The sequence below is a fragment of the Massilia sp. IC2-477 genome, from assembly GCF_020707265.1.
Taxonomy (GTDB): Bacteria; Pseudomonadota; Gammaproteobacteria; order Burkholderiales; family Burkholderiaceae_D; genus Telluria.
In genome coordinates this window covers 553,916-578,298 of the sequence record NZ_JAJFEQ010000002.1, presented here as the reverse complement: position 1 = coordinate 578,298, position 24,383 = coordinate 553,916, and the positions used below count along the sequence as shown (strand labels likewise).

Sequence of the window (24,383 nt, the reverse complement as noted above, 5' to 3'; positions counted from 1 at the left end):
GTACGCGGGCGTGCCTTCACAGGATCGTGAAAGGACGCCCGGCTGTTGAAAAAAGGGCGCTGGTTTTGGTTAAACTCAGCGCCCGCATCAGCTACCTAAGGATTAGTAACGGTAGTGGTCCGGCTTGTACGGACCTTCCTTCTGCACCGAGATGTAGGCGGCCTGCTCGTCGGTCAGCGTGGTCAGCTGGGCGTTGAGCTTCTTGAGCTGCAGGCGGGCGACCTTTTCGTCCAGGTGCTTCGGCAGCGTGTAGACGCCGACCGGGTACTTGTCGGTGTTGGCGTACAGCTCGATCTGGGCGATGGTCTGGTTCGCGAACGACGAGCTCATCACGTACGACGGGTGGCCGGTACCGCAGCCGAGGTTCACCAGGCGGCCTTCGGCCAGCAGGATGATGCGCTTGCCATCCGGGAAGATCACGTGATCGACCTGCGGCTTGATGTTTTCCCACTCATACTTCTTGAGCGCGGCGACTTCGATCTCGTTGTCGAAGTGGCCGATGTTGCAGACGATCGCCTGGTCCTTCATGCGCTGCATGTGCGCTTCGGTGATGACGTGGTAGTTGCCGGTGCAGGTAACAAAAATGTCGCCGTGTTCGGCAGCGTAGTCCATGGTCACGACGCGATAGCCTTCCATCGCGGCCTGCAGGGCGCAGATCGGATCGATCTCGGTAACCCACACTTGCGCCGACAGCGCGCGCATGGCCTGGGCCGAGCCCTTGCCCACGTCGCCGTAGCCGGCGATCACGGCGATCTTGCCGGCGACCATGACGTCGGTCGCGCGCTTGATGCCGTCCACCAGCGATTCGCGGCAGCCGTACAGGTTGTCGAACTTCGACTTGGTGACGGAGTCGTTGACGTTGATTGCCGGGAAGGCCAGCTTGCCTTCCTGGTGCATCTGGTACAGGCGGTGCACGCCGGTGGTGGTTTCTTCGGTCACGCCCTTGATGCAAGGCAAGCGCTTGGAGTACCACGACGGATCACGCGCCAGGCGGCCCTTGATCGAGTTGAACAGGCAGATTTCTTCTTCCGAGCCCGGCTTGTCCAGCACCGAGATGTCCTTTTCCGCGCGCACGCCCAGGTGCAGCAGCAGCGTGGCGTCGCCGCCGTCGTCCAGGATCATGTTGGCGTGGTTGTCGCCCGGCCATTCGAAAATGCGGTGGGTGTATTCCCAGTACTCGTCCAGGGTCTCGCCCTTGACGGCGAACACCGGGGTGCCGACTTGAGCGATGGCGGCGGCAGCGTGGTCCTGGGTCGAGTAGATGTTGCACGACGCCCAGCGCACTTGGGCGCCGAGGGCTTCCAGGGTGCGGATCAGGACCGCGGTCTGGATGGTCATGTGCAGCGAACCGGCGATGCGCGCGCCCTTCAGGGGCTGGGCGGCGGCGTATTCCTCGCGGATCGCCATCAGGCCCGGCATTTCGGTTTCTGCAATGCGGATTTCCTTCTCGCCCCACGAGGCAAGGCCGATGTCGGCAACGAGGTAATCCGGGGAAGTGTCTTTGAGTACGGCGCTCATCACGCCCTCCTTTCAATGGTTGAAAAAAGTAACGTGAGCGCGGTGTTGATTATCCGAGCCTGGCGAAGATGGGAATCTTCGTCGCAACGCTCCTCGGAATGGGCTAGTTTAACACGAAGGGCGGTGTGTGGAAACCGCAGGTGTTGTGGTGCAACGGTGTTGTGTTGGTACGCTACGAAATTGGATCCCGGCCTTCGCCGGGATGACGGCTCATCGTTAAGTGGTACTCTCAGCACGTCGTCCCGGCGCAGGCCGGGACCCAAGTTAACACCTTCGATTACGACAGCCCCGCCTCAGCACGCAGCAGCGCCGCCTTGTCGGTGCGCTCCCAGGTGAACTCCGGCTCTTCGCGGCCGAAGTGGCCGTAGGCGGCGGTCTTGGCGTAGATCGGGCGCAGCAGGTCGAGCATCTGCACGATGCCTTTCGGGCGCAGGTCGAAGTGTTCCATCACCAGCTGGGCGATCTTCTCATCCGACACCACGCCGGTGCCTTCGGTGTACACGGTGATGTTGATCGGGCGGGCCACGCCGATGGCGTAGCTGACCTGCACCTGGCACTGGCGCGCCAGGCCGGCGGCGACGATGTTCTTGGCCACGTAGCGGGCGGCGTAGGCAGCCGAGCGGTCCACCTTGGACGGGTCCTTGCCGGAGAAGGCGCCGCCGCCGTGCGGAGCTGCGCCGCCGTAGGTGTCGACGATGATCTTGCGGCCGGTCAGGCCGCAGTCGCCCTGCGGGCCGCCGATGACGAAGCGGCCGGTCGGGTTGACCAGGAACTTGGTGTTCTGCAGCCACTCGCGCGGCAGGGTCGGCTTGATGATCTCTTCGATGACGGCTTCTTCGATCTGCGAGTGCGACACGTCCGGATGGTGCTGGGTGGACAGCACGACGGTGTCGACCGAGACCGGGCGACCGTCGACGTAGCGCAGGGTCACCTGCGACTTGGCGTCCGGGCGCAGCCATGGCAGGCGGCCGTCCTTGCGCAGCTGCGACTGGCGCTCGACCAGGCGGTGCGAGTAATAGATAGCGGCCGGCATCAGTTCCGGGGTCTCGTCGCAGGCATAGCCGAACATCAGGCCCTGGTCCCCCGCGCCCTGGTCGAGATCCAGGCCCGCGCCTTCGTCCACGCCCTGGGCGATGTCCGGCGACTGCTTGTCGTAGGCGACCAGCACGGCGCAACCCTTGTAGTCGATGCCGTAGTCGGTGTTGTCGTAGCCGATGCGCTTGATGGTGTTGCGTGCGACGCCGATGTAGTCGACGTTGGCGTGGGTGGTGATTTCACCCGCCAGCACTACCAGGCCGGTATTGCACAGGGTCTCGGCGGCGACGCGCGCGCGCGGATCCTGTTCCAGGATGGCGTCGAGGATGGCGTCGGAAATCTGGTCGGCGACCTTGTCGGGATGGCCTTCGGAGACGGATTCGGACGTAAAGAGGTAGTCGTTGGACATGGAGGCTCCATTACTGCTGTGTTATGTATACATGCCGCAGCAAGGGTTGCCTGCGACGCTTTAGCGACATTTATATTCCGCTTCGCAAGTTGTCTATTAACTCGGCGGATCCTGCATAAAGTGGTATTTTACGCTTCCTTCGAGAATTTTGCTCTACCACGCCTCCGTCTTTCAACCTTAGTCAATCGCATGTTAGTTTCTTTATTCCGGGCACTATCGGTATTTCCATTGCCGTTTTTGCATGCCCTTGGCGCGGCCCTCGGCTGGCTCGTGTATTTACTATCCAACTCCTACCGCCGCCGCCTGCGCGCCAACCTGGCCCAGGCCGGTTACGAAGCCCACCTGAACGCGGCCGTGGCCGAAGCTGGCAAGGCCATCATCGAACTCGCCTTCGTCTGGTGCGCCGACCCCAAACGCGTGGCGCGCCACGCCAGCGTCGAGAACTGGGAACTGGTGCAGCAGCGCCTGGACACCGGCCGCGGGATCGTGTTCCTGACGCCACACCTGGGCTGCTTCGAGATGACCGCCCAGCAGATCGCCCTGCAGACGGCGCTGACCGTCATGTACCGCCCGCCGAAGAAGAACGCCCTGAAACCCCTGGTCGAAGGCGCGCGCGCCCGCCACAACCTGAAACTCGCCCCGGCCACCCTGTCCGGCGTGCGCATCCTGGCCAAGACCCTGAAGAGCGGCGAGCCGATCGGCCTGCTGCCCGACCAGGTGCCGCAGGAAGGCGAAGGCGTGTGGGCGCCGTGGTTCGGCCGCACCGCCTATACGATGACCCTGCCCGCCAAGCTGGCCCAGCTGGGCAAGGCCGACATCCTGCTGGTCTACGCCGAGCGCTTGGCGCGCGGCCGCGGCTACGTGGTGCGCTTCGTGCCCTTCGAGGGCAGCCTGGAGGGCAGCGCCGCCGACCAGGCCGCGTCCATCAACCGCGCCATGGAGCAATTGATTGCGCGCTGTCCGGCCCAGTACTTCTGGAGCTACAACCGCTACAAGCAGCCGGAAGGCGTGGCCGGGCCGGAAAGCCAGGTGGCGGCATGAGGCTCCTGCTCGGTATCCTGTGGCTGCTGCACTTCCTGCCGCTGCCCATCCTCGGCCGCCTCGGCGAAGCGATCGGCAGCCTGATGTTCCTGATCATGGGCAAGCGCCGCCGCATCACCCTGACCAATCTGCGCCTGTGCATGCCGGAAAAGCTTGATGCCGAACGCCATGCGATCGCGAAGCAGCACTTCCGTGCCTACGCGCGCAGCATCTTCGAGCGTTCGATCCTGTGGTGGGCGCCTGAGGAACGCGTGCGCAGCTATATCCATGTCGAGCCAGGCGTGCCCAAGGCCGAGATGGAAGCCGGCCCGACCATCCTGCTGTGCCCGCACTTCGTGTGCCTGGACGTGGCCGGCGTCGCCTCGCGCGTGATCCCGGTGTGCAGCATGTATGTGCCGCAGAAGAACGAAGCCTTTGACAAGCTGCTGCGCCACGGCCGCGAGCGCTACGGCCCGGTGCGCCTGGTGACGCGCAAGGAAGGCATCAAGCCGATCCTGCGCGCGCTGCGCGACGGCCTGCCCTACTTCATGCTGCCGGATATGGACTTCGGCGAAAAGGACGCGGAATTCGTGCCCTTCTTCGGCATCCCGGCCGCCACCCTGACGGCACTGGGCCGCATCGCGGCCACCACCGGCGCCAAGGTGATCCCGGTGATCGCCACCTACCTGCCGAACTACCAGGGCTGGCGTGTGCGTTTCTATCCGGCGTGGGAGAATTACCCGGGCGACGACATGGTCGAGGCGACCCGCCGCATGAACGCCTTCATTGAAGAACGTGTGCGCGAAGCACCGGCGGAATACTTCTGGACCCACAAACGCTTCAAGACGCGGCCGCCGGGCGAGCCTTCGTTCTACGAATAATTAAGCTAGGCTAATCCTTTCTGGATTTGATTAAGCTGGACTGAAACATGAAACTGACATTCACCAAGATGCACGGCGCCGGCAACGACTTCATCGTTGTCGATGCGATCAACCAGGACGTGAACCTGAGCCCGCAGCAATGGCGCCAGCTGGCCGACCGCCGCTTCGGCATCGGCGCCGACCAGATCCTGGTGGTCGAACGCCCCGTGACGGAAGGTGTCGACTTCCGCTACCGCATCTTCAACAGCGACGGCGGCGAAGTCGAGCAGTGCGGCAATGGCGCGCGCGCCTTTGCCCGCTTCGTCAGCGACAAGGGTTTATCGGGCGAACGCAGCATCCGCGTCGAAACCATGAAGGGCGTTATCGCCCCGCGCCTCGAGGACGACGGCAGCGTGACGGTCGACATGGGTGCGCCGCGCCTCGATCCTGCCGAGGTGCCCTTCGACGCCGCCGGCCTGGACGGCTTGCCGGAAGGCGAAGACACGACCTGGCCGCTGACGGTGGGCGGCAAGACGGTCATGGTGTCGGTGGTCTCGATGGGCAATCCGCATGCGGTGCAGGTGGTCGAGAATGTCGATACCGCGCCGGTGGAAAGCATGGGCCCGGCGATCGAAACCCATCCGCGCTTCCCGCAGAAAGTGAATGCCGGCTTCATGCAGGTGGTGGACCGTCACCACGTGAAGCTGCGCGTGTTCGAGCGCGGCGCCGGCGAGACCCTGGCCTGCGGCACCGGCTCCTGCGCCGCCGTGGTGGCCGGCATCCGCCGCGGCCTGCTCGATTCACCGGTGCGCGTATCGGCCCGTGGTGGCGAGCTCAGCATCGCATGGGATGGCGTCGGCCAGCCGGTCTACCTGAGCGGTCCGGCGGTGACCGTGTTCGAAGGCGAAGTCGAGATCTGATCCTTCGCTGCTTGATCCAGCTTAGGGAGCCTTGGTAGCGCTGGAACCGCCCATCCGGGAACCTGTCGAAAACCCGAACAGTGCCACGTGAGGCGGACAGCATGGGAACCCGATTAGGCGAGCTGGTTGAGCGTTTCGGCGGACGACTGGAGGGCGATGCCGACATCGAAGTCACGGCAATCACCCCGCTCGACCGCGCCGGCGCCTCGGACCTCAGTTTTCTCAGCAACAGCAAGCTGCGCGCGCTGGCCGCGCACAGCCACGCCGCGGCGCTGATCCTCGCGCCTGCGGACGAAGCCGAGGTGGCCGCCACCTTTGCAGGCGCGCGCATCGTCACCGCCAATCCCTATGCCTGGTTCGCCCGGGCCGCCCAGCACTTCGTTTCTGCACGTTTGCCGCCGCCCGAACCGGGCATCCACCCGACGGCGACGGTACACCCCACCGCGCAGGTCGATCCCACGGCCCATATCGGCCCCCACGTCACGGTCGAGGCAGGTGCTGCCATCAAGGCCGGGGCAGCCGTCGATGCCGGCTGCTACATCGGGGTCGATGCGGTCATCGGTGAAGGCACCCACCTGTTCGCCAACGTCACCTTCCATGCCCGCTGCATCATCGGCGCGCGCGGCATCATCCATTCGGGGGCGGTCATCGGTGGCGACGGTTTCGGCTTCGCCGTGGAAGACGGCGTGTACATCAAGATTCCGCAGACCGGCCGCGTCGTCATCGGCGACGACGTCGACATCGGTTCGAATACGACGGTCGATCGCGGCGCGCTCGACGATACCGTGATCGAAGACGGGGTCAAGCTCGACAACCAGATCCAGATCGGCCACAACTGCCACATCGGCGCCCACACGGCCATGGCCGGTTGCGTCGGCGTCGCCGGCAGCGCCAGGATCGGCCGCCATTGCACCTTCGGCGGCGCGGCCATGATCAACGGCCACATCGAGATCGTCGACAACGTGCACATCACGGCCGCCACGATGGTGCCGAACTCCATTACCGAACCTGGCCGCTACACGGGCTACTTCCCCGTCGCCAGGAATGCCGACTGGGAACGCGTCGCTGTACTCGTGCGCAAGCTGTCCAGCATGCGCGAGCAAATCCGTGCGCTGGAGAAAGCGGTGAAAGCGCTGGCGGGAGCAAATCAAGTGAGTTAGCCCAGCGCCGCCAGCCGCCGCGCAGCCTGCACTGGCGGCGTATCGCCCAGGGGCAGCAGCGTTGCCGTCCGTGCCAGCGCACGTACCAGTACTGCCTCCCCGGGCCGCAGTCCGCGGCTGCGCAACTGCGGCAATGCGCGCACCGGTTCCGGCACGATCTCCACCGCCGCACGCACCAGCAGCGATTGCAGGCGCCGCAGCGGCGCCGGCGCGATCGGCGCTGCCGTCATGGTCTGCAGGAACTCGTCCAGCGTGTCCGATCCTTCCAGGCGCGGCGCGGTCGCGGCCAGCAACGCTTCCCACTCCGGCCAGCTGCGGGGCGCGCCGGTCGCACCGTACAGCAGGGCGGCCGGCCGGCCTTCGGCGAACGCGGCATCCCGCTCGGCCGCCGACAGGTGCCGGACATAGCGGTGATAGGCCTCGGTGAAGCCGAAGCCGGCGGTCGCGTGCACCCAGTCGAGCAGTTGTGGATCGTTGGCGCGGTAGGCCAGACCGTCCGCGGTGCTGCCTTCCACCCTGCCGTGCATGCGCACCACGCGTGCGATCAGCTTCTCGGCTTCGGTACGCGGACCGTAGACGGTCATCATGGCGGCGGCGCCGGTGCGTCGCAGGCGCATCACCGGGTCGCGCCTGAAGCTGCTGTGCTCCCACACGCCGGCGCGCACCGCCGGTTCGGCCAGTTCCAGCAGCACCGCCGTCACGCCGCCGACGAACAGGGCCACCGGGTTGGCGAACACTTCCCAGGCCACGCCGCCCTGCGGCGCCAGCGCCGGCTCTCCCGCGGGCTGGCTGAAGTCGAAGGCCATGCCCGGAGGCGGCTGCATCAGTTCCCGTATCGTTCCCAGCATCGATCCTCTTCTTTCGCCCTCTTGCTGTGCTTGACTGCCGGCGCATTCGCGGCGAGGCTCTACTTCATGAAGAAGCTCCTCCGCTTGCGCCTTGCTCGCGCAGGCCTGCTCGTTCGCCTGAGGGTACGAGCACTTCACGCCTGCTGTCGCCACGTTCGACGCCAGGACCGATGGCGATGGCGTCGCCTTCCTCCCGGCGCCGCAGGTCGCTGTGATCGAGCTCAAGCGGGGAAGCGGCGGGCCGGAACGCTGTGCGGCGACCTCATCCAGTTCACCAAGGTAGCGGAATCGCTTCGCCGTGCTCGTCGACGACCGGGACCGGCGACACCGCCAGGATGCCGTACAGGCGCAGGTCTTCGCTGCCATTGTTGACGATCTGGTGCAGCTCGTTCGGCTGGCACAGCAGCACCGTACCGGCATGGCAGGGAGTGTCGACCCCATCATGGCGCATGATGCCGTTACCGCCCGTAAATATGATAGCTTCCTCGCAATCGTGACGATGCAGGGGCGTGACCGCGCCCGGCGCCAGCGACTGCTGCCATACCTCGAAGGACCCGATCCGGCCCTCTCGCGAGGCAAGCGTCTGGTGTTTCAGGCCCGGCAGTTCGATGGCCGGGATGGTGTTCAGGTGGCGCACTAGCATGATGAGCTCCGTATTGACAGGCTTCGATGCGCGCATTATCGCCGCGTCCAACCACAGGGAAAACCGCACAGCATGTCCAAACCAGATGGACACAAAGTCAATGCCGGCGAAGGCGCGCAGGAACTGGTCAAGCAGCGCTGCTTCGTCCAGGTGGTGCGCACCGGCGGCATCAGCAGCGCCGCGCGCCTGCTCGGGCTGACGCCTTCGGCCGTGAGCAAGAACATCGCGCGCCTGGAGGCGGAGCTCGGCACCAGCCTGCTCTCCCGCGACAACCGCAACCTCGCCCCGACCGCGCGCGGCCAGCAGGCCTTCGAGGCGTGGAGCGAACTGATCCTGCGGCTGGACCAGGTGCAGCAGGAACTGGCGGCGCCGGACGGGCTGGCCGGCCAGCTGGCGCTGTCGATCCCCAGCGGCTGCCTGTCCTGGCTCGCACCCCTGCTGCACCGCTACCGTGCCGCCTGGCCGCGCGTCCAGCTGTGTCTGAACATCGCCGACGGCCGTAGCGACCTGGTGCGCGACCGGAATGACCTGGCGCTGCGCTTCGGCCAGCTCAAGGACAGCAATTTGCGCGCGCTGAAGCTTACCGAGTCGCCGCTCGTCGTGTGCGCGTCGCCCGGCTACCTGGCGCAGGCCGGGACGCCGCGCGTGCCGGCCGACCTGGCGGACCATCAAGGCGTGTTCTTTCGCCGGCCGGACATCGGCCGGCCGCGCCCGGTGGAGCTGGCGCCCGAGTCCGCCTCATGGCAGGCCGGGGCGATCATCAACGACGGCCAGGCGCTGGTCCAGGCAGCGCTGGCCGGCTTTGGCTTGATCCAGGCGCCGCTGCTGCTGGTGCAGGCCGAGATCGATGCCGGCCAGCTGGTGGAAGTGCTGTACGCGCATCGGCCGGCGCCGATGGAGGTGAACCTGGTGTTTTCGGGCGCGCCGTGGCTGCCGGCCCAGACGCGGGCCTTTGTCGATATGGCGAAAGAGATGTTTCGGAGCTAGCCGGTCATGAAGATCGAATACCGTACTCAAGCGCTTGAGCCTGCTGTGCTCCTGGAAGAGTTGGCTTTCTTTTGCCAGGCCACTGCCGTTGAAGGAAACGGGGCCGCCATCGTGATGCTCGGCTGGGACTGCAATTTGAACATTGAGGAGATGTGGCAGGACATCCCCATGTCGCTCGACGCTGTGGTGGACTTTGTCCTTGCGGCAGAGCGAGCGGGAACGCTCGTTATCGGCAAGTCCGACGTTTTTGTCGATTCAGGCGGGCTGCAGCTTACCTTGTGTCACGAGAGCGATGTGCACATCGAAGGCGAAGAAGCCGCGGCGCAGCCATTCCTGGAACGCTGGACCGGCAAAGGCTTCGCGCCCTATGCTCTCCCGACGAATTCGTTAAACAGTAATGGATCTTCGAAAGCCGGGGACTCCACTTCTCCAGGCAGCTCGGATTGATCAGTCAAGCCGCCAGACCAATATCGGTAGACCCATCACCTTCGTCGTCACCCTTGGCGCCCGCGCCAACCAAGGTACGCAGCCGGTACAGCCGCTGCCGGTAATTCCCTTCCGGCCCCGACGGCCCGCAATCGATCCCTTCGAACAGCCGCGCGATGCGGTCCAGCGCGTGGCGTTCCTGGGCCGTGTCGACCAGCACCAGGCGGCGCTTGCTGCGTCCGTAGCTGGCGCGGATGTCGATCACGAGGCAGTGGCCGTGGTCGGCGGCGGGAACGTCGAGCAGCAGCGCTTCCGCGCGCGACAGGCCGAACAGTGCAGCCAGTTCGAGCCGGGCGTGCAGCAGCGGATGCGGCGCCAGCGCCCCTTCGTGCCCGGCCAGCAAGGCGCCGGTCTCGACATAGGCCGGCGCGGACAGGCGCGGAGCGATCTTGCGCAGCAGCGCCACCGCTTCGGCGCAGCCCTGCGCCGAAGCCTTCTGCAGCCAGTAGACGGCGCGGACGTCGTTGTTCTCGTTCTCGCGGCGCGCGCGCCAGGCGTTGTGGCCGCATTCGAGCTGGGCGGCGCGGTAGCCCATCTCGGCCGCGCGCTCGAGGTAGCGCTGGGCGTCCGCCACGTTGCGCTGCGAGAACTCGGGTTTGATATAGATGCGCGACAGGGCATACCAGGCCTGGGCCAGGCCCTGCTCGCCCGCCAGCGTCAGCCAGCGGATCGCCTTCTTGAAGTTGGCGGCGCCCCCCGCGCCGGCGATGCGGCGGCCGTCGACGCCCATGCGGGCGCAGCGCAGCCCCATGGCCAGCTGGGCGTGGCGGTCGTGTTCGGCTGAGGCGAGTTCCCAGAAGCACAGCGGTTCGTCCGGCGCGACGGCCAGGCCGTTCTTGGCGAGCTCGTCGGCGTGACTGCCCCCGTCGAGCAGGCGCGCCACGCGCGACAGCAGCGCGATGTCGCCCGGGGCCAGCCGGTGCACGCCTTCCTGGCTGGCCGTGGTGCTCACCAGCGCCCGCGCCAGGGGCAGCGCGCGTATCAGGTAATCGATCCAGTGCCCGTCTTTCCAGGCCTGGTCGAGCACGGCGGACTGGGCCTCGGCCACGCCGTTGTCGGCGGCACGCCGCAGCCAGCCCTGGGCCGACACCGGGGCCGGACCGCTGGCCGCCGGCGACACCGGCGCGGCGTCGCGGCGGCGCGCCAGCAGCCACTGGGCTTCGGGGAATCCGGCACGGGCCGCATCGTCGAGCGCGCGCAGGGCCTTGGCCGACAGCGGCGTGGCAGGCGGGGCGGTGCCGTCGCCCAGCACCAGCTGGGCGAACACCAGTCCGGCGTGCACGCTGCCGTCCTCCCAGGCGCGCTCGTACCAGGGCGCGAGCGCCGTGGCGCTGGGCTGGGCCAGCGCCAGGGGAATATGGTTGCCGATCAGCTGCCAGGCCTGCCGGCAATCCTGGCGCGCGGCGCGCTCGAGCCAGTGCAGGGCCGTCGGCAGGCTCTGCGGCAAGCCGGCGCTGCCAAACAGGTAGAGCTTGCCCAGCTCGAGCTGGGCAGCGGCCTGCCCGGCGCGGGCGTTGCGGATGATCGCCAGTTCTTCGCGGTTAGCCATTGGAGCTTGTCATGGTGTGGATCGGCCGGTGCAGCGGCGACGGAATATGGCGGACATCGAGCGGACCTAATGGCAGCGCATCGGGCAACAGGATGCATCGCCCGTCAAAATGTTGCCAATATACAAGAAATCCCGGAATGCCGTTGCCGTGCACCTTGGTTTGACGCTGAGTCTACGGCGTCGTCGCCGGCGCTCCGGTTCAATCCCATTCTTCCTTGAGGCCGCGCAAACGGTTTCGTCTGGCGGACACATCCTTATTCATGGTGGATTTGTTACATGCTTTTTGACACGCGTTTCAAAAATACAACAGCACGATTCGATTTATTGGCTTTCGACCAACTCGGCCCGTCATAATTGACAAAACCGACAATCTTGACGACTCAAGCATTTAAGGTGCAGCTATCCCGGCATTCGGTGTTGACCCTCAATGCCAGGGATAGCTGAGATTCACTTAAGAAAAGGAACACGAATAATGAAACAATCCCTCATGGCTATCGCACTGCTTGGCGCATTCGCTGCCGGCACCGCGCAAGCACAGACCTCGGTCCAGATCTACGGCACCATCGACGCCGGCGTCATCAAGCGCAGCGGCCAGACCCTGAACATCGGCAAGCGCGCTTCGAACACCCTGGGTTTCAAGGGCACCGAAGAACTGGGCAACGGCCTCAAGGCACTGTTCCAACTGGAAATGCGTTACGAGCCGGACACCGGCACCAATGAAATCGGCGGCAATGGCACCCAGCGTCCGCTGTTCCAGGGCCAGAGCCGCGTCGGCCTGCAGGGCGACTTCGGTATGGTCCGCATCGGTCGCGGCCTGACCCCGTACCACGAAACCGTCGGCGCCTTCGAGCCCTTCCACGCTTCGCCGAGCCCGGCCGGCTTCTGGACCGACCTCGCCGTCGCAGGCTACACCTCGCAGCCGCTGGACGTGGCTGGCTACTCGAACAACCGCTTCTCGAACGCGGTCTGGTACAACTCGCCGACCACCAGCGGCTTCCAGCTGAACGCTGCTGTCGCCACCAAGGAAAACGGTGGCGGCCCGGCCGTGATCGGCCGCGGCACCGCAGCCAACCCGCAGTTCCCGGTCGGCGCACAAGCTTCGTCGAACCCGTTCTCGATCACCGGCACCTACAACAACGGTCCGGCAGCCTTCATGGCCGGCTACGAGCGCAACGCCATCGAATCGAAAGTCTGGTCGATCGGCGCATCGTTCGCCGCCACCCCGGAACTGAAGCTGATGGGCCTGTACTCGAAGCAGGACCAGGAAGAAAACCGTTTCGCCAACGCCAACACCAACGCATGGGTGCTGGGCGCGAACTACACCATGGGCCCGGGCAAGTTCCTGGCTGGTTACGGCCAGAAGGACACCGACGGCCTGCAGAAGGTCAAGCAGTTCTCGCTGGGCTACGAGTACAGCCTGTCGAAGCGTACCTACCTGTACGTGGACGCATCGCGCAAGAAGGGCATGACCGCCCTGCCGTCGACCGTGAACCACTACGACGTCGGCGTGAACCACTCGTTCTAAGCTGATACAGCCGGGTACGGGCCTGCGGGCCCTACGCGAACAAGGGCGGACATGGGCAACCATGCCCGCCCTTATCATTTCAAGTCATTTTGTAGTATTTAAGCAACGATACTACACACAGCTATCGCTCCTGCATTGGGAGTCTGTACAGTGCACCGAAGCAATGGCATATTGGCATGCGAGTAAGAAAACGCTCGTTCGCAAATTACATGGAGACGCAATGAAGAAAAGTATCTTGGCCGCACTGCTCGGCACCTGTTTCGCAACTTCGGCCTTCGCGCAGACCAGCGTGCAGATCTACGGTATCGCCGATGCCGGCGTGATGTGGCAGAAGGGCGGCCCGACCAAGATCTACAGCGGCGGCGCCGACGGCTCGCGTATCGGTTTCAAGGGTACCGAAGACCTGGGCAACGGCTACAAGGCAATCTTCAACCTGGAAGCGCGCGTCGAGCTCGACACCGGCACCCAGCAGCCGACCCTGATGAACGACAATCCGGGCACCTACCTGCTGCGCGGCATGACCGGCATCCCCCCTGCGATCCTGTCGCGCCTGCAGTCCCTGATCCAGCCGCCGGGCGGCCCGGCCGTCAACCAGGAACGCGCGCTATTCGACCGCACCGCGATGGTCGGCCTGATCACGCCGGTAGGCGCCGTCCTGCTGGGCCGCATGTACACCCCGGGCTACGAAGTGTTCAACAAGGCCGATACCTTTGAATCGGGCACCGGCGGCACCTGGGGCCACGTGACCGGCGGCACCGCCGGCTTCACCGCGCTGGGCGCGGACATCCGCTCGCAGGAAGCCATCCAGTACCGCATCGCCCTGCCGAACGGCATCGGCGCTTCGCTCATGTACGGTCCGAAGGGTTCGGGCTACCTGGGCCGCTACAACAAGTTCCGCGCCGGCGCCGTCACCTACACCGCCAATGGCTTCGACGTCGGCATCGGCTACAACCACGGCTACGACCAGCAGAACCGTCCAAGCCTGCGCACCACCACCGTGGGCGGCTCCTACCAGCTGAACGAGACCTGGAAACTGTTCGCCGGCTTCCACAGCCAGCGCAACAGCAACTCGGTCCTGATCGCCGACTACACCGCCGGCTGGGACCAGGGCGTGACCCCGGTCCTGACCCAGCAGGGCATCCCCGCGACCACCCAGGCTCAGCTGCGCGGCATCTTCACCCGCGCGATCTCCGCCAACACCCAGCAGGACGCCAACAGCTACCAGGTCGGCGCACACTACAAGCTGGGCAGCGGCCGCATCATGGCGCAGTACGCGCACCAGAACGACCGTACCGTCACCAACAGCGACGCCAACCTGTACGCGCTGGGCTACGACCACTTCCTGTCGAAGCGCACCGACGTCTACACCGTTGCAGCCTTCATCAAGAACAAGGGCCTGGCGCAGTACTCGCCGGGTACCTCGGGCAACCCGGGCGGCTTCACCGAGACCCCAGGCGCGGACGGCCGTTCGCTGCAGATCGGCATCCGCCACCGCTTCTAAGGCGCTGCCGGCCCCAAGAGACGCCCCACCGGGGCGTCTTTTTTTATGTCCGTCGATATCTGACCCGTCAGGTAAAATGACGGATAGATTTTTTCACCTGCCTACTCCCATGACCATCGAGACACTCGACGCCAACGCCGTTGCCCAATACCTCATCGACCACCCGCAATTCTTCGAAGAGCACGCCGGACTGCTGGGCCAAGTGAAGCTGTCGAGCCCGCTGACCGGCCGCGCCGTGTCGCTGCAGGAGCGCCAGATGGAAGTCATGCGCGACAAGTACCGCGTGCTGGAACTGCGCCTGGCCGAACTGACCCGCCGCGCCGAGGAAAACCACGCGATCGCCAACCGTTTCCATGCCTGGAACCAGGCCCTGCTCGCCTCCAGGGGCGGCGCTGCCATGCCGCGCGACCTGGTCGATGCGCTGCGCACCGAATTCATGGTGCCGCAGGTCACGCTGCGCCTGTGGAACCTGGCGCCGGAACATGCCGACACCTGGTTCGCCAGCGGCGTGTCGGACGACGCCCGCCTGTTCGCAGCCAGCCTGCGCGCGCCTTACTGCGGCCTGAACAACGACTTCGAAGCCGTACGCTGGCTCGACGACCCGGCCACGGTGCGCTCGACCGTCCTGATGCCGCTGAGCATGGAGGGCAAGACCTTCGGCATGCTGGTGCTGGGCGCGCCGAACGACGACCGCTTCACGGCCACCATGGCGACCGACTTCCTGGTCCACATCGCGGCCACCGCCAGCACCGCGCTGGCTCCGCTGCGCGCCTGAACCCATGACGGCGGCGCCGACGGACCTTGCCGCACGCTACCTGGGCGAGCTGGCCACCCAGCGCCAGCTCTCGCCCCATACGATCGCGGCCTACCGGCGCGACCTGCAGGAACTCTCTATCCTGGCCGGCCACGAGGACTGGCAGAAACTGAGCCACCACGACATCCGCCGCTTCGCCGCCAAACTGCACGCCGGCGGCCAGTCGCCGCGCTCGATCGCGCGCAAGCTGTCCGGCTGGCGCGGCTTCTTCGACTGGCTGGCGCACCAGCTTGTGCTTAGCGCCAATCCGGTCGAGGGCGTACGCGCGCCGCGCCGTCCGAAAACCCTGCCGAAAGCCCTGTCGGTGGACGATGCGGTGCAACTGATGGAAGCGAATGCGCACGGGCACCCGGAACCGGCCGAGCTGTGCGACCGCGCCATGTTCGAGCTGCTGTATTCGAGCGGCCTGCGCGTGTCGGAACTCGTTTCGCTCGACATGGTCTATACCGAGGGCGGCAATGGCCTACCTGCCTCGCTTGGTTGGCTGGACCTGCAGGCCGGCGAAGTGGTCGTCACTGGCAAGGGCCGGCGCATGCGCCGCGTGCCCGTCGGCGCACCGGCGCGCGCCGCCTTGTCCGCCTGGCTGGCCGTGCGCCCCGTGGCCCGCGACGGCAGCGCCGCGCTGTTCCTGTCAAGCCGCGGCACCCGCATGACGCCGCGCGTCGTGCAGACCCGGCTGAAGGCGCACGCGCTGCGCGCCGGCACGCCGGTGCACGTCCACCCACACGTATTGCGGCATTCGTTCGCGTCGCACGTGCTGCAATCCTCGGGCGACCTGCGCGCGGTGCAAGAGCTGCTCGGACATGCGAGCATCACGTCGACCCAGATCTATACGGCGCTCGATTTCCAGCACCTGGCCGCGGTGTACGACAAGGCCCATCCGCGCGCAAAAACGAAGTAAGCGCGACATAGGCGGACGCAATGTGAAGCTTGAGCAACGTCAAGACGCTGCACAGTTCATGGTGATGTAACACGAAATCCGGCATAATCGCCCGATTCTCCCGCGCAGACAGCGGGCCCAAGCGACAGCAAGGCGAACATGGAACCAATCCCAAGCACCATCCTGACCGGCTTTCTCGGCGCAGGCAAGACCACCCTCCTCAACCGCATCCTGCACGAGGAGCACGGCCTGCGCATCGCGGTCATCGAGAACGAATTTGGCCAGGAAAACATCGACAACGAGATCCTGGTGCGCGACACCGGCGAGCAGATCGTCGAGATGAACAATGGCTGCATCTGCTGCACCGTGCGCGGCGACCTGATCGTCGCCCTGACCAGCCTGGCGCAGAAGCGCGCCGCCGGCGAAATCAGTTTCGATCGCGTGGTCATCGAAACCACCGGCCTGGCCAACCCGGGTCCGGTGGCCCAGACCTTCTTCGTCGACGAAGAAGTGGGCGCCAACTACATGTTGGATGCCGTGGTGACCGTGGTTGACGCGCGCCACGCCATGATGCAACTGGACACGCACGAAGAAGCCCAGCGCCAGGTCGGCTTTGCCGACAAGATCCTGCTCTCGAAAACGGACCTGGTGGATGCGGCCGCGGTCGACGCCTTGAAATCGCGTCTGCACCGCATCAACCCGCGCGCCCCGATCTCGACCAGCGACTTCGGCCGTGCGCCGATCTCGGAAGTGCTGGACCTGCGCGGCTTCAACCTGAACGACAAGCTGGAGCTGGATCCGGACTTCCTGCGCGCCGAAGAGCATGCGCACGATCACGAGCATGAGCACGGCGAGCATTGCGGCCACGATCATGACCACGCCCACGGCGAAGCCTGCAATCACCAGGATCACCACCACAGCCACCACACCGACGACATCGCCGCCTTCGTCTTCAAGAGCGAGCGCGCCTTCGATCCGGAGCGCCTCGACCAGTTCCTGGGCAGCATGGTGCAGGTCTTTGGCCCGCAGATGCTGCGTTACAAGGGCGTGCTCTCGATGGCGGGCGCCGACCGCAAGGTCGTGTTCCAGGGCGTGCATCAAATCATGGGCAGCGACCTGGGAGCAAAGTGGGGCGAAGACGAAACCCGTGGCAGTAAAATGGTGTTTATTGGTAAAAATTTACCAAAAGACGTATTTATCCGCGGACTGGAACAGTGTTTGGTATAAACTACATCAGTTTTGCGGGCGCGCCATGGCCCGCCTGACGCCCTGCCACAGGGTTGGCGGGCAGCGGCGCTACCGCGCACATCGTCCTGCCGCCAGCCGGCGTGTCGGGACAGGCAGTGAAGGACGGCGGTCGCCGTCCGGGCAGCGCTCACATATGCATGAGTTGCAAATGTGCTAATGCTGAGTTGCTGCTAAAATGAAAACCTCTGTCGTATCGAAGGCATCATGACTAAAACAACGAAACCGAATACCGCCGCGCAGCTCGAAGAACGCCTTCTGACGGAAGAAGAAATTCGGGCGATGAGCGACGACGACTACATGAATCCGGCACAGCTGGCGTTCTTCCGTAACCGCCTGCAAGAGCTCGAGAAAGAGCTGCTGAAAAATGCCGGCGAGACCACGGAACACCTGCGCGAGACCGTGCTGGTGCCGGACCCGGCCGACCGCGCGACCATCGAAGAAGAACACGCGCTGGAACTGCGTACCCGCGACCGTGAACGCAAGCTGCTCAAGAAGGTCCAGCAATCGCTGCAGGCCATCGAGAACGGCGAGTACGGCTGGTGCGACGAAACCGGCGAACCGATCGGCGTTGCGCGCCTGATCGCCCGCCCGACCGCGACCCTGTCGCTGGAAGCCCAGCAGCGCCGCGAACTGAAGCAGAAGCTGTACGGCGACTGATTCTTCCCTCCTCCACAAGAAAAGCATGCACCGCAAGGCGCATGCTTTTTTTATGCGCGCCAATACCTGGCGTGCATATCTTTTGTTTCCCATCGGATACACTAGCGGACGGCGTGCGTGAAGCGCGTGTGCGCAGCACGTGCCGCGCGCAGCCGTGCTACCGTCCTGTTCGTGCCGAGCAGGTGTGTAGGTAACTATTGATTCGCGGGGACCATGGGGCTGTTCTCCTTCCTGAAGAAAAAAAGCGATCCGGCAGACGCGGAGCTCGTCGTGCTGGACACGCGCCTGCGCGCGGGCGAGCCTTCGCGCCTGGACAGCGAGGCTGAACGGGAGCGCCAGCGCGCCATCGCCCGCGCCACCGCCGCCAAGATCGACGAGATCGAGCTGGCGATGGCCTCCGACATTTTCGATGACGAGCCGGCCTGGGGCAGCGCGGCGCGCCACCCGGCCGCGGCTGCCCCTGCGGCCCCGCAGGCAGTGCCCGCCGAGGAACTGCCCGACGCCGCCGCCCTGCCCGCCAGCGCGCCGGCCGTCGAGGAAAGCGCCATCCTGTACGCCAACGGCCAGGCCGCGGCCGCCGAAAGCCTGCTGCGCGACAGCCTGCAGGACTTCGGCCGCCACGAACGCCTGCCATGGTGGATGCTGTTCGACCTGTACCAGGCCACCGGCCAGGAAGCGGCCTTCGAGAGCATCGCGATCGACTACGCCAGCCACTTCGAAACCTCGCCGCCGGCCTGGCAGCCGCTCCTGCCCGGCCCCGGCACGCCGCAATCGGCCGGCGTGGCCGCCACCGAAAGCCTCTGCCCCGTGCTCGACGAGTCCATCGCCCCGCGCCTGGCGCGCCTGCTGGCATCGAACGCGCCGCTGGTGCGCATCGAGCTGGGCGCGGTACGCAGCGCCGACGCCGCGGGCTGCGCCCAGCTGCTGCAGGCCCTGCAGACGCTGCGCAAGGAAGGACGCGAGCTGGTGCTGGCCGGCGCCGACACCCTGATGACGACCCTGCGGCCCATGCTGGCGGTGGGCGATCGCGCTTCCGGCGAGGCGCCCTGGCTGCTGCTGCTCGAGCTGCTGCTACTGTCGAACCGCGAAAAGGATTTCGAAGAGTCGGCGATGGATTACTGCGTCACCTTCGAGGTCTCGCCGCCCTCCTTCGAAGCGCCAAAGCGCGTGTCGACCGCGGCGCCGGCGACGGGCAGCGGCGACCGCTTCCTGCTGCCGGCGCTGGCAACCGGCGACTGCGCGGCCCTGCTCGACGCCATCGATGCCTATGCCGCCGGGCGCGATCTGCTGGTGCTGGACTGCTCGCGCCTGGCGCGCATGGACTATGCCTGCGCCACCGCCCTGCAGGGCCGCTTGCGCGTGCATACGGAGCAAGGACGCCGCGTCGAGCTGCGCGAGCTGAACCACCTGGCGGCAGCGCTGCTGCGCCTGCTCGGATACGGACAGGAGACCGGGAAACTGCGGGACAGCCTGCGGCTCTACCCGCACCGTTACTGAACATCGACCGTTTTTCCTGCGCGACAGTTTTTAGCCGCGCTTGTCTTGCAATTTAATGCACTCACCCCATCTGCGGGTGGCTAGACAACCACGAGGCTAAAAATGGAACAATTTCACGGCACCACCATCGTCAGTGTGAGGCGCGGCAGTCAGGTCGCGCTGGGCGGCGATGGCCAGGTCACGCTGGGCAACGTCGTCATGAAGGGCTCGGCGCGCAAGGTGCGCAAGCTGTACCAGGGCAAGGTCCTGTGCGGATTCGCCGGCGCCACCGCCGATGCCTTCACCCTGCTCGACCGCTTTGAAGCCAAGCTGGAAAAGCACCAGGGCAACCTGATGCGCGCCTCGGTCGAACTGGCCAAGGACTGGCGCACCGACCGCATGCTGAGCAAGCTCGAGGCCATGCTGCTGGTCGCCGACAAGGAAGTGACCCTGATCATCACCGGCAACGGCGACGTGCTCGAGCCGACCGACGGCATCGGCGCGATCGGCTCGGGCGGCGTGTACGCGCAGTCGGCTGCCAAGGCCCTGTACGAGAACACCGACATGGCGCCCGCGGAGGTCGTCAAGAAATCGCTCACCATCGCGGGCGAGCTGTGCATCTACACCAACCTGAACCACATCATCGAGACCCTGGAATGAACCAGTCCCCCATCATGAACATGACGCCCCCCGAGATCGTCTCGGAGCTGGACAAGCACGTGGTCGGCCAGGGCAAGGCCAAGCGCGCGGTCGCGATCGCGCTGCGCAACCGCTGGCGCCGCCAACAGGTACAGGAACCGCTGCGCCACGAGATCACCCCCAAGAACATCCTGATGATCGGCCCGACCGGCGTCGGCAAGACCGAAATCGCGCGCCGCCTGGCCAAGCTGGCCGACGCGCCCTTCATCAAGATCGAAGCGACCAAGTTCACCGAGGTCGGCTATGTCGGCCGCGACGTCGACACCATCATCCGCGACCTGATCGACATCGGCGTCAAGCAGACCCGTCTCAGTGAGCAGAAGAAGGTGCGCCAGCGCGCCGAGGACGCGGCCGAAGACCGCATCATCGACATCCTGGTGCCGCCGGCGCGCGACTTCGGCTTCAACGTGAGCAACGGCGACAGCAAGGAAGGCGACGCCACCCGCCAGACCTTCAGGAAGCGCCTGCGCGAAGGCTCGCTGGACGAGCGCGAGATCGAGATCGACGTGGCCGAGCCGAGCCCGCAGATGGAAATCATGGCGCCGCCGGGCATGGAAGAAATGACCGAGCAGATCAAGTCGATGTTCGCCGGCGTCGGCAACGCGCGCAAGAAGCCGCGCAAGCTGAAGATCAAGGACGCGATGAAGCTGCTGGTCGACGAGGAAGCCGCCAAGCTCGTCAACGAGGACGAACTCAAGCAGAAGGCGATCGCCAACGTCGAGCAGAACGGCATCGTGTTCCTGGACGAGATCGACAAGATCGCGACCCGCTCCGAACACGGCGGCGCCGACGTCTCGCGCGCCGGCGTGCAGCGCGACCTGCTGCCGCTGGTCGAGGGCACCACGGTGAACACCAAGTACGGCATGATCAAGACCGACCACATCCTGTTCATCGCCTCGGGCGCGTTCCACCTGTCGAAACCGTCGGACCTGATCCCGGAGCTGCAGGGCCGCTTCCCGATCCGCGTCGAACTGGAATCGCTGTCGATCGAGGACTTCAAGAGCATCCTGACCTCGACCGATGCCAGCCTGACCAAGCAGTATGAAGCGCTGCTCGCGACCGAAGGCGTGAAGGTCGACTTCACGGAGGAAGGCATCCACCGCCTGGCCGAGATCGCGTTCTCCGTCAACGAGCGCACCGAGAACATCGGCGCGCGCCGCTTGTACACGGTGATGGAAAAGCTGCTCGAGGAAGTCTCGTTCACGGCCGGCGCCGAAAAAGACCAGACGGTCACGATCGACGGCGCCTATGTCAACGCACGGCTGGATGCGCTGGCGGTCAACGAAGACCTGTCCAGGTACGTGCTGTAATCATTGTTGAAGGAGGACTGGCGATGGCAAACAAGGCACTGGCGACGCGGCAAAAGATGCGGCTGCGGGTGGAGCCGTCCCAGAATTTCGGCAAGCCGCGCAACCCGATCGCAGCCCTGGCCAAGGCCAGGTCCGCCGGGGCACACGCCAAGCCGCTCTCGAACGAGCGGCAGGAGGCCAAGCGCATGCTGAAGAAGGTCAAGCTGGTCGCGGACGACGAAGAGTAAACCTTTCACCTCCCCAGATTTTCCCCTTGGCGGGCCGCGCAAGCGTGCCCGCCTTTTTTGCGTCTGACTCAGCGTGGATATTGCCTGGAGCACTGTTCACAGGTAAATTCACTCGACATTACACATTCAGGAAAACCATGAGCTCACCGGAGCTGGTACTCGACGTGCTGCGCGCCGAACTGCGGGCGGCAGGCATCACCTACAAAAGCCTCGCGGACCGCATCGGCGTGAGCGAATCGAGCGTGAAGCGCATGTTTGGACAGAAGGACATGGCCCTGTCGCGCCTGGCCCAGATCTGCCAGGTGACCGGCATCGCCCTGGAAGACGTGCTGCGCCGCGCCGCGGACGCCCGGCCCCAGGCCGACGCCCTGACGCTGCCGCAGGAAACCTCGCTGGTGGCCAATCCGCGCCTGCTCCTCATGGCGATCTGCTGCCTCGGACACTGGTCGCTGGAACAGGTGATCGAGACCTATCGTCTGACGGAACCGGAATGCATCACCCTGCTGGCCGAACTCGACCGGCTGGGGCTGATCGAACTCAAACCCCTGAACCGCTACAGCCTGCGCGTGTCGAACGCATTCCGCTGGCTGCCGGGCGGCCCGGTGCAGCGTTACTTCCGCGAGCACGTGGTGGCCGACTATTTCGCGGGCGGCTTCGACCGCCCGGGCGAGACCCTGATGTGCCTGCCCGCGCGCCTGTCCAGCGCCAGCGCCCAGGAACTGGCCCAGAAGATCGAGGGTCTGGCCGGCGAACTGGCGCGCCTGCACCGCAACGACCGCCGGCTGCCACCGCCGGAGCGCGACGGCTATACCCTGCTGCTGGGCTTCCGGTCCTGGGAGTTTGCCGCCTTCACCGCCTTGCGGCGGAGCTAGGAAGCGCTTAGCGCACGTCCAGCAGTTCGATATCGAAGATCAGGGTGGCGTTCGGCGGAATCGGACCGACGCCGGAGGCGCCGTAGCCTTTGTCGGCCGGCACGATCAGGGTGCGCTTGCCGCCCACCTTCATGCCCTGCACGCCTTCGTCCCAGCCCGGGATCACCTGGCCGCCGGCGACCTGGAAGCTGAAGGGCTCGCGGCCCACCGAGGAATCGAACTGGGCGCCGTGCTGGGCCTCGGCCTTCGGGTCGTACAGCCAGCCGGTGTAGTTCACGACGGCGGTGCTGCCGGCCACGGCTTCCTTGCCGGTGCCGGTGACGGTGTCGATCTTCTGCAGGGCGGCGGCGCCCGCCTGCGGTGCCTGCGGGGCTTCGTTACGCTTGCAGGCGGTGACGCTCATGGTCAATGCCAGGCCGAGGAGGCAGGAGGAAATCAGCTTGTTCATGGGTTCTTTCGTGGTTGCGTGATTGCCGCTGGAGCATACAGCGTGGATGCCTTCATGACAATACGCGCCCTTCCGGCATCAGCCACAGGATTGCCAGCAGCACGTGGATCAGCGCGCCCAGCGGCGGATACCACAGCGACAGCACGACGGCCAGGGCGTATAGGAGGATCGAGATCCGGTTCTTGCGGCTGCCCCAGGCCATCGCGTGCCTGGCGTCGACGTCCAGGCGCCAGGACAGCAGCATGAAAGAGATCGAGCACAGCAGCAGCACCACGCCGTACAGCGCCACCGGCACAGGCGCCATCGGGTGCTCGCCGGCCCAGGCGGTCACCCAGGGAATCAGCGACATCCAGAACAGCAGGTGCAGGTTGGCCCACAGGGCGGCGCCGTCCACCTTCGCCACCCGGTCCAGCAGCGCATGGTGGTTGACCCAGTAGATGCCGACGTAGACGAAGCTGAGCGCATAGCGCAGCCAGCCTGGCAGCGTCTCCAGCAGGTCGGCGACTTCGGTGCCGTGCGGCGGCTGCAGCTCCAGCACCATGATCGTGATGATGATGGCGATGACGCCGTCGCTGAAGGCCTCCAGGCGGTTCTTGCTCATCGCGAGATTCACGCCGCCTCCGGTTCCGGCAGCACCAGGTGCAGGCACAGGATCGCGACCGGCACGATCAAGGCCACGAAACCGACGGCGAGGTAGGCAAAGGCAGCCAGCGCGCAGCCGAGGGCGAAGGCCAGCACTGGCCAGAAGAACTTGGCGCAGCGGGCTTTTGTCGCCGCGTCGGCGGCGCCGCGCAGGCGGTCGACCGTGTCGATCACGAGCTGGGTCACGTTCCCCGTCATCATCGAGGTCGGCGCCAGGTGGGTGAGCAGCAGCTTGCTGGCCGCGCTGTGCGCGCCCATTGCCGCGGCGCCCAGCAGGCCGGCAGCCATCGCCAGCGCGCCGACGTGATCACCCACCGGCTCGGCCAGCATGCCGCACACCATGAAGCCCAGCAGCAGCACCAGCTGCAGCGCATAGGATGGCTTGACCGCGGAGCTACCGCGCCGCTCGCAGCGCGCCACCAGCAGCCGCGCGGCCGCCACGCCCAGGATAAAGGCCGGGAAGGCCAGCAGCTTGAGCAGCGAAGGTGTCTGCGCCGGGTCGGCCAGGGACACCGCGATCAGCACGAAGTTGCCGGTGACGTGGGCCGTGAACAGGCCGAACAGGGCGATGAAGCCGAGGGTGTCGACATAGCCGGCCAAGAAGCCCATGCCTATGCCCTGCAGGCGTTGGAAGGAAGCGGTCTTCATG

The 24,383-nt window shown here is 65.6% G+C and carries 25 protein-coding genes and 1 riboswitch; of the genes, 17 read left to right on the top strand and 8 right to left on the bottom strand.

Annotated elements, in window-relative coordinates:
* Positions 1 to 102: 102 nt before the first annotated feature.
* Both ahcY and metK read right to left on the bottom strand, forming a co-directional pair.
* Positions 103 to 1,518, bottom strand: a complete 1,416-nt coding sequence (gene ahcY / locus LK542_RS06040; protein WP_227811183.1) for an adenosylhomocysteinase — start codon at positions 1,516 to 1,518, stop codon at positions 103 to 105.
* A 28-nt stretch (positions 1,519 to 1,546) separates the two neighbouring features.
* Positions 1,547 to 1,619: riboswitch (S-adenosyl-L-homocysteine riboswitch) on the bottom strand.
* 176 nt (positions 1,620 to 1,795) lie between these two features.
* Positions 1,796 to 2,962 carry a methionine adenosyltransferase gene (gene metK / locus LK542_RS06035; protein WP_227803219.1) on the bottom strand — a complete coding sequence of 389 codons (1,167 nt, stop codon included), beginning with the start codon at positions 2,960 to 2,962 and terminating at the stop codon, positions 1,796 to 1,798.
* A gap of 189 nt (positions 2,963 to 3,151) precedes the next feature.
* Here metK and LK542_RS06030 point away from each other — a divergent pair, with 189 nt between their 5' ends.
* From LK542_RS06030 to lpxD, 4 genes are all read left to right on the top strand, one after another.
* Entirely contained in the window at positions 3,152 to 4,003 is an 852-nt protein-coding gene (locus tag LK542_RS06030; RefSeq protein WP_227811182.1) for a lysophospholipid acyltransferase family protein, read from the top strand.
* Positions 4,000 to 4,863, top strand: a complete 864-nt coding sequence (locus LK542_RS06025; protein WP_227811181.1) for a lipid A biosynthesis acyltransferase — start codon at positions 4,000 to 4,002, stop codon at positions 4,861 to 4,863. Before LK542_RS06030 ends, LK542_RS06025 begins: the two co-directional genes overlap by 4 nt.
* 47 nt (positions 4,864 to 4,910) lie before the next feature.
* Positions 4,911 to 5,762, top strand: a complete 852-nt coding sequence (gene dapF, locus LK542_RS06020; protein WP_227811180.1) for a diaminopimelate epimerase — start codon at positions 4,911 to 4,913, stop codon at positions 5,760 to 5,762.
* A gap of 101 nt (positions 5,763 to 5,863) precedes the next feature.
* Positions 5,864 to 6,922: a UDP-3-O-(3-hydroxymyristoyl)glucosamine N-acyltransferase gene (lpxD, locus tag LK542_RS06015; protein WP_227811179.1), complete on the top strand. Its 1,059-nt coding sequence runs from the start codon at positions 5,864 to 5,866 to the stop codon at positions 6,920 to 6,922.
* Here the strand turns inward: lpxD and LK542_RS06010 are convergent.
* A complete protein-coding gene (locus LK542_RS06010; RefSeq protein WP_227811178.1) occupies positions 6,919 to 7,770 on the bottom strand; it encodes an oxygenase MpaB family protein in 852 nt (283 codons plus the stop codon). The genes lpxD and LK542_RS06010 overlap by 4 nt on opposite strands.
* A 271-nt stretch (positions 7,771 to 8,041) precedes the next feature.
* On the bottom strand, positions 8,042 to 8,413 hold the full coding sequence (locus LK542_RS06005; RefSeq protein ID WP_227811177.1) for a cupin domain-containing protein: 372 nt from the start codon (positions 8,411 to 8,413) through the stop codon (positions 8,042 to 8,044).
* Between the two features lie 72 nt (positions 8,414 to 8,485).
* Between LK542_RS06005 and LK542_RS06000 the strand changes: the two genes are divergently transcribed.
* Positions 8,486 to 9,400, top strand: a complete 915-nt coding sequence (locus LK542_RS06000; RefSeq protein WP_227811176.1) for a LysR family transcriptional regulator — start codon at positions 8,486 to 8,488, stop codon at positions 9,398 to 9,400.
* Positions 9,401 to 9,406: 6 nt separating this feature from the next.
* Entirely contained in the window at positions 9,407 to 9,847 is a 441-nt protein-coding gene (locus LK542_RS05995; RefSeq protein ID WP_227811175.1) for a hypothetical protein, read from the top strand.
* Positions 9,848 to 9,851: 4 nt separating this feature from the next.
* Here LK542_RS05995 and LK542_RS05990 read toward each other — a convergent pair whose 3' ends face one another.
* On the bottom strand, positions 9,852 to 11,435 hold the full coding sequence (locus LK542_RS05990) for a hypothetical protein (RefSeq protein WP_227811174.1): 1,584 nt from the start codon (positions 11,433 to 11,435) through the stop codon (positions 9,852 to 9,854).
* 472 nt (positions 11,436 to 11,907) lie between these two features.
* Here LK542_RS05990 and LK542_RS05985 point away from each other — a divergent pair, with 472 nt between their 5' ends.
* The 11 genes from LK542_RS05985 (at position 11,908) to LK542_RS05935 (ending at position 22,644) form a co-directional block, all read left to right on the top strand.
* The gene (locus LK542_RS05985; protein WP_227803230.1) at positions 11,908 to 12,960 is read left to right on the top strand and encodes a porin; all 1,053 of its coding nucleotides are present in this window, start codon (positions 11,908 to 11,910) and stop codon (positions 12,958 to 12,960) included.
* A gap of 220 nt (positions 12,961 to 13,180) precedes the next feature.
* Positions 13,181 to 14,461 (top strand): porin, encoded by a 1,281-nt coding sequence (locus tag LK542_RS05980; RefSeq protein ID WP_227811173.1) that lies wholly within the window; start codon positions 13,181 to 13,183, stop codon positions 14,459 to 14,461.
* A 109-nt stretch (positions 14,462 to 14,570) separates the two neighbouring features.
* Positions 14,571 to 15,236 carry a DUF484 family protein gene (locus tag LK542_RS05975; protein WP_227803232.1) on the top strand — a complete coding sequence of 222 codons (666 nt, stop codon included), beginning with the start codon at positions 14,571 to 14,573 and terminating at the stop codon, positions 15,234 to 15,236.
* A 4-nt stretch (positions 15,237 to 15,240) separates the two neighbouring features.
* Positions 15,241 to 16,176, top strand: a complete 936-nt coding sequence (gene xerC / locus LK542_RS05970; RefSeq protein WP_227811172.1) for a tyrosine recombinase XerC — start codon at positions 15,241 to 15,243, stop codon at positions 16,174 to 16,176.
* Positions 16,177 to 16,314: 138 nt separating this feature from the next.
* Positions 16,315 to 17,382: a GTP-binding protein gene (locus LK542_RS05965; RefSeq protein ID WP_227811171.1), complete on the top strand. Its 1,068-nt coding sequence runs from the start codon at positions 16,315 to 16,317 to the stop codon at positions 17,380 to 17,382.
* 225 nt (positions 17,383 to 17,607) lie between these two features.
* On the top strand, positions 17,608 to 18,060 hold the full coding sequence (gene dksA / locus LK542_RS05960; protein ID WP_227803235.1) for an RNA polymerase-binding protein DksA: 453 nt from the start codon (positions 17,608 to 17,610) through the stop codon (positions 18,058 to 18,060).
* Positions 18,061 to 18,273: 213 nt separating this feature from the next.
* A complete protein-coding gene (locus LK542_RS05955) occupies positions 18,274 to 19,557 on the top strand; it encodes an STAS domain-containing protein (RefSeq protein WP_227811170.1) in 1,284 nt (427 codons plus the stop codon).
* 102 nt (positions 19,558 to 19,659) lie between these two features.
* Positions 19,660 to 20,196, top strand: coding sequence for an ATP-dependent protease subunit HslV (hslV, locus tag LK542_RS05950; RefSeq protein ID WP_227803237.1), 537 nt, complete (start codon positions 19,660 to 19,662; stop codon positions 20,194 to 20,196).
* Between the two features lie 14 nt (positions 20,197 to 20,210).
* Complete coding sequence (hslU, locus tag LK542_RS05945; protein ID WP_227803303.1) at positions 20,211 to 21,545, top strand: ATP-dependent protease ATPase subunit HslU; 1,335 nt, start codon at positions 20,211 to 20,213, stop codon at positions 21,543 to 21,545.
* 23 nt (positions 21,546 to 21,568) lie between these two features.
* On the top strand, positions 21,569 to 21,772 hold the full coding sequence (locus LK542_RS05940) for a hypothetical protein (RefSeq protein WP_227803238.1): 204 nt from the start codon (positions 21,569 to 21,571) through the stop codon (positions 21,770 to 21,772).
* Between the two features lie 137 nt (positions 21,773 to 21,909).
* Positions 21,910 to 22,644 (top strand): helix-turn-helix transcriptional regulator, encoded by a 735-nt coding sequence (locus LK542_RS05935; RefSeq protein WP_227803239.1) that lies wholly within the window; start codon positions 21,910 to 21,912, stop codon positions 22,642 to 22,644.
* 7 nt (positions 22,645 to 22,651) lie between these two features.
* Here the strand turns inward: LK542_RS05935 and LK542_RS05930 are convergent, their stop codons facing one another.
* Genes LK542_RS05930 through LK542_RS05920 form a run of 3 tightly spaced genes read right to left on the bottom strand, consistent with a single transcriptional unit; the run spans position 22,652 to position 24,382 of the window.
* Positions 22,652 to 23,092 (bottom strand): FKBP-type peptidyl-prolyl cis-trans isomerase, encoded by a 441-nt coding sequence (locus LK542_RS05930; protein WP_227803240.1) that lies wholly within the window; start codon positions 23,090 to 23,092, stop codon positions 22,652 to 22,654.
* Between the two features lie 52 nt (positions 23,093 to 23,144).
* Positions 23,145 to 23,693, bottom strand: a complete 549-nt coding sequence (locus LK542_RS05925) for a TMEM175 family protein (protein WP_227803304.1) — start codon at positions 23,691 to 23,693, stop codon at positions 23,145 to 23,147.
* Between the two features lie 8 nt (positions 23,694 to 23,701).
* Positions 23,702 to 24,382: a YoaK family protein gene (locus LK542_RS05920; RefSeq protein ID WP_227811169.1), complete on the bottom strand. Its 681-nt coding sequence runs from the start codon at positions 24,380 to 24,382 to the stop codon at positions 23,702 to 23,704.
* Between the last annotated feature and the right edge of the window lies 1 nt (position 24,383).

Excerpts from the sequence above, each read along its gene's own strand:
- LK542_RS05980 (WP_227811173.1), top strand. The coding sequence starts at position 13,181 with ATGAAGAAAAGTATCTTGGCCGCACTGCTCGGCACCTGTTTCGCAACT.
- LK542_RS05995 (WP_227811175.1), top strand. The coding sequence starts at position 9,407 with ATGAAGATCGAATACCGTACTCAAGCGCTTGAGCCTGCTGTGCTCCTG.
- dksA (WP_227803235.1), top strand. The coding sequence starts at position 17,608 with ATGACTAAAACAACGAAACCGAATACCGCCGCGCAGCTCGAAGAACGC.
- LK542_RS05940 (WP_227803238.1), top strand. The coding sequence starts at position 21,569 with ATGGCAAACAAGGCACTGGCGACGCGGCAAAAGATGCGGCTGCGGGTG.
- LK542_RS05965 (WP_227811171.1), top strand. The coding sequence starts at position 16,315 with ATGGAACCAATCCCAAGCACCATCCTGACCGGCTTTCTCGGCGCAGGC.
- LK542_RS05925 (WP_227803304.1), bottom strand. The coding sequence starts at position 23,693 with ATGAGCAAGAACCGCCTGGAGGCCTTCAGCGACGGCGTCATCGCCATC.
- ahcY (WP_227811183.1), bottom strand. The coding sequence starts at position 1,518 with ATGAGCGCCGTACTCAAAGACACTTCCCCGGATTACCTCGTTGCCGAC.
- metK (WP_227803219.1), bottom strand. The coding sequence starts at position 2,962 with ATGTCCAACGACTACCTCTTTACGTCCGAATCCGTCTCCGAAGGCCAT.
- dapF (WP_227811180.1), top strand. The coding sequence starts at position 4,911 with ATGAAACTGACATTCACCAAGATGCACGGCGCCGGCAACGACTTCATC.
- LK542_RS05930 (WP_227803240.1), bottom strand. The coding sequence starts at position 23,092 with ATGAACAAGCTGATTTCCTCCTGCCTCCTCGGCCTGGCATTGACCATG.
- hslU (WP_227803303.1), top strand. The coding sequence starts at position 20,211 with ATGAACATGACGCCCCCCGAGATCGTCTCGGAGCTGGACAAGCACGTG.
- LK542_RS06010 (WP_227811178.1), bottom strand. The coding sequence starts at position 7,770 with ATGCTGGGAACGATACGGGAACTGATGCAGCCGCCTCCGGGCATGGCC.
- LK542_RS05975 (WP_227803232.1), top strand. The coding sequence starts at position 14,571 with ATGACCATCGAGACACTCGACGCCAACGCCGTTGCCCAATACCTCATC.
- LK542_RS06025 (WP_227811181.1), top strand. The coding sequence starts at position 4,000 with ATGAGGCTCCTGCTCGGTATCCTGTGGCTGCTGCACTTCCTGCCGCTG.
- LK542_RS05985 (WP_227803230.1), top strand. The coding sequence starts at position 11,908 with ATGAAACAATCCCTCATGGCTATCGCACTGCTTGGCGCATTCGCTGCC.
- LK542_RS05955 (WP_227811170.1), top strand. The coding sequence starts at position 18,274 with ATGGGGCTGTTCTCCTTCCTGAAGAAAAAAAGCGATCCGGCAGACGCG.
- LK542_RS05990 (WP_227811174.1), bottom strand. The coding sequence starts at position 11,435 with ATGGCTAACCGCGAAGAACTGGCGATCATCCGCAACGCCCGCGCCGGG.
- hslV (WP_227803237.1), top strand. The coding sequence starts at position 19,660 with ATGGAACAATTTCACGGCACCACCATCGTCAGTGTGAGGCGCGGCAGT.
- xerC (WP_227811172.1), top strand. The coding sequence starts at position 15,241 with ATGACGGCGGCGCCGACGGACCTTGCCGCACGCTACCTGGGCGAGCTG.
- LK542_RS06005 (WP_227811177.1), bottom strand. The coding sequence starts at position 8,413 with ATGCTAGTGCGCCACCTGAACACCATCCCGGCCATCGAACTGCCGGGC.
- lpxD (WP_227811179.1), top strand. The coding sequence starts at position 5,864 with ATGGGAACCCGATTAGGCGAGCTGGTTGAGCGTTTCGGCGGACGACTG.
- LK542_RS05920 (WP_227811169.1), bottom strand. The coding sequence starts at position 24,382 with ATGAAGACCGCTTCCTTCCAACGCCTGCAGGGCATAGGCATGGGCTTC.
- LK542_RS05935 (WP_227803239.1), top strand. The coding sequence starts at position 21,910 with ATGAGCTCACCGGAGCTGGTACTCGACGTGCTGCGCGCCGAACTGCGG.
- LK542_RS06030 (WP_227811182.1), top strand. The coding sequence starts at position 3,152 with ATGTTAGTTTCTTTATTCCGGGCACTATCGGTATTTCCATTGCCGTTT.
- LK542_RS06000 (WP_227811176.1), top strand. The coding sequence starts at position 8,486 with ATGTCCAAACCAGATGGACACAAAGTCAATGCCGGCGAAGGCGCGCAG.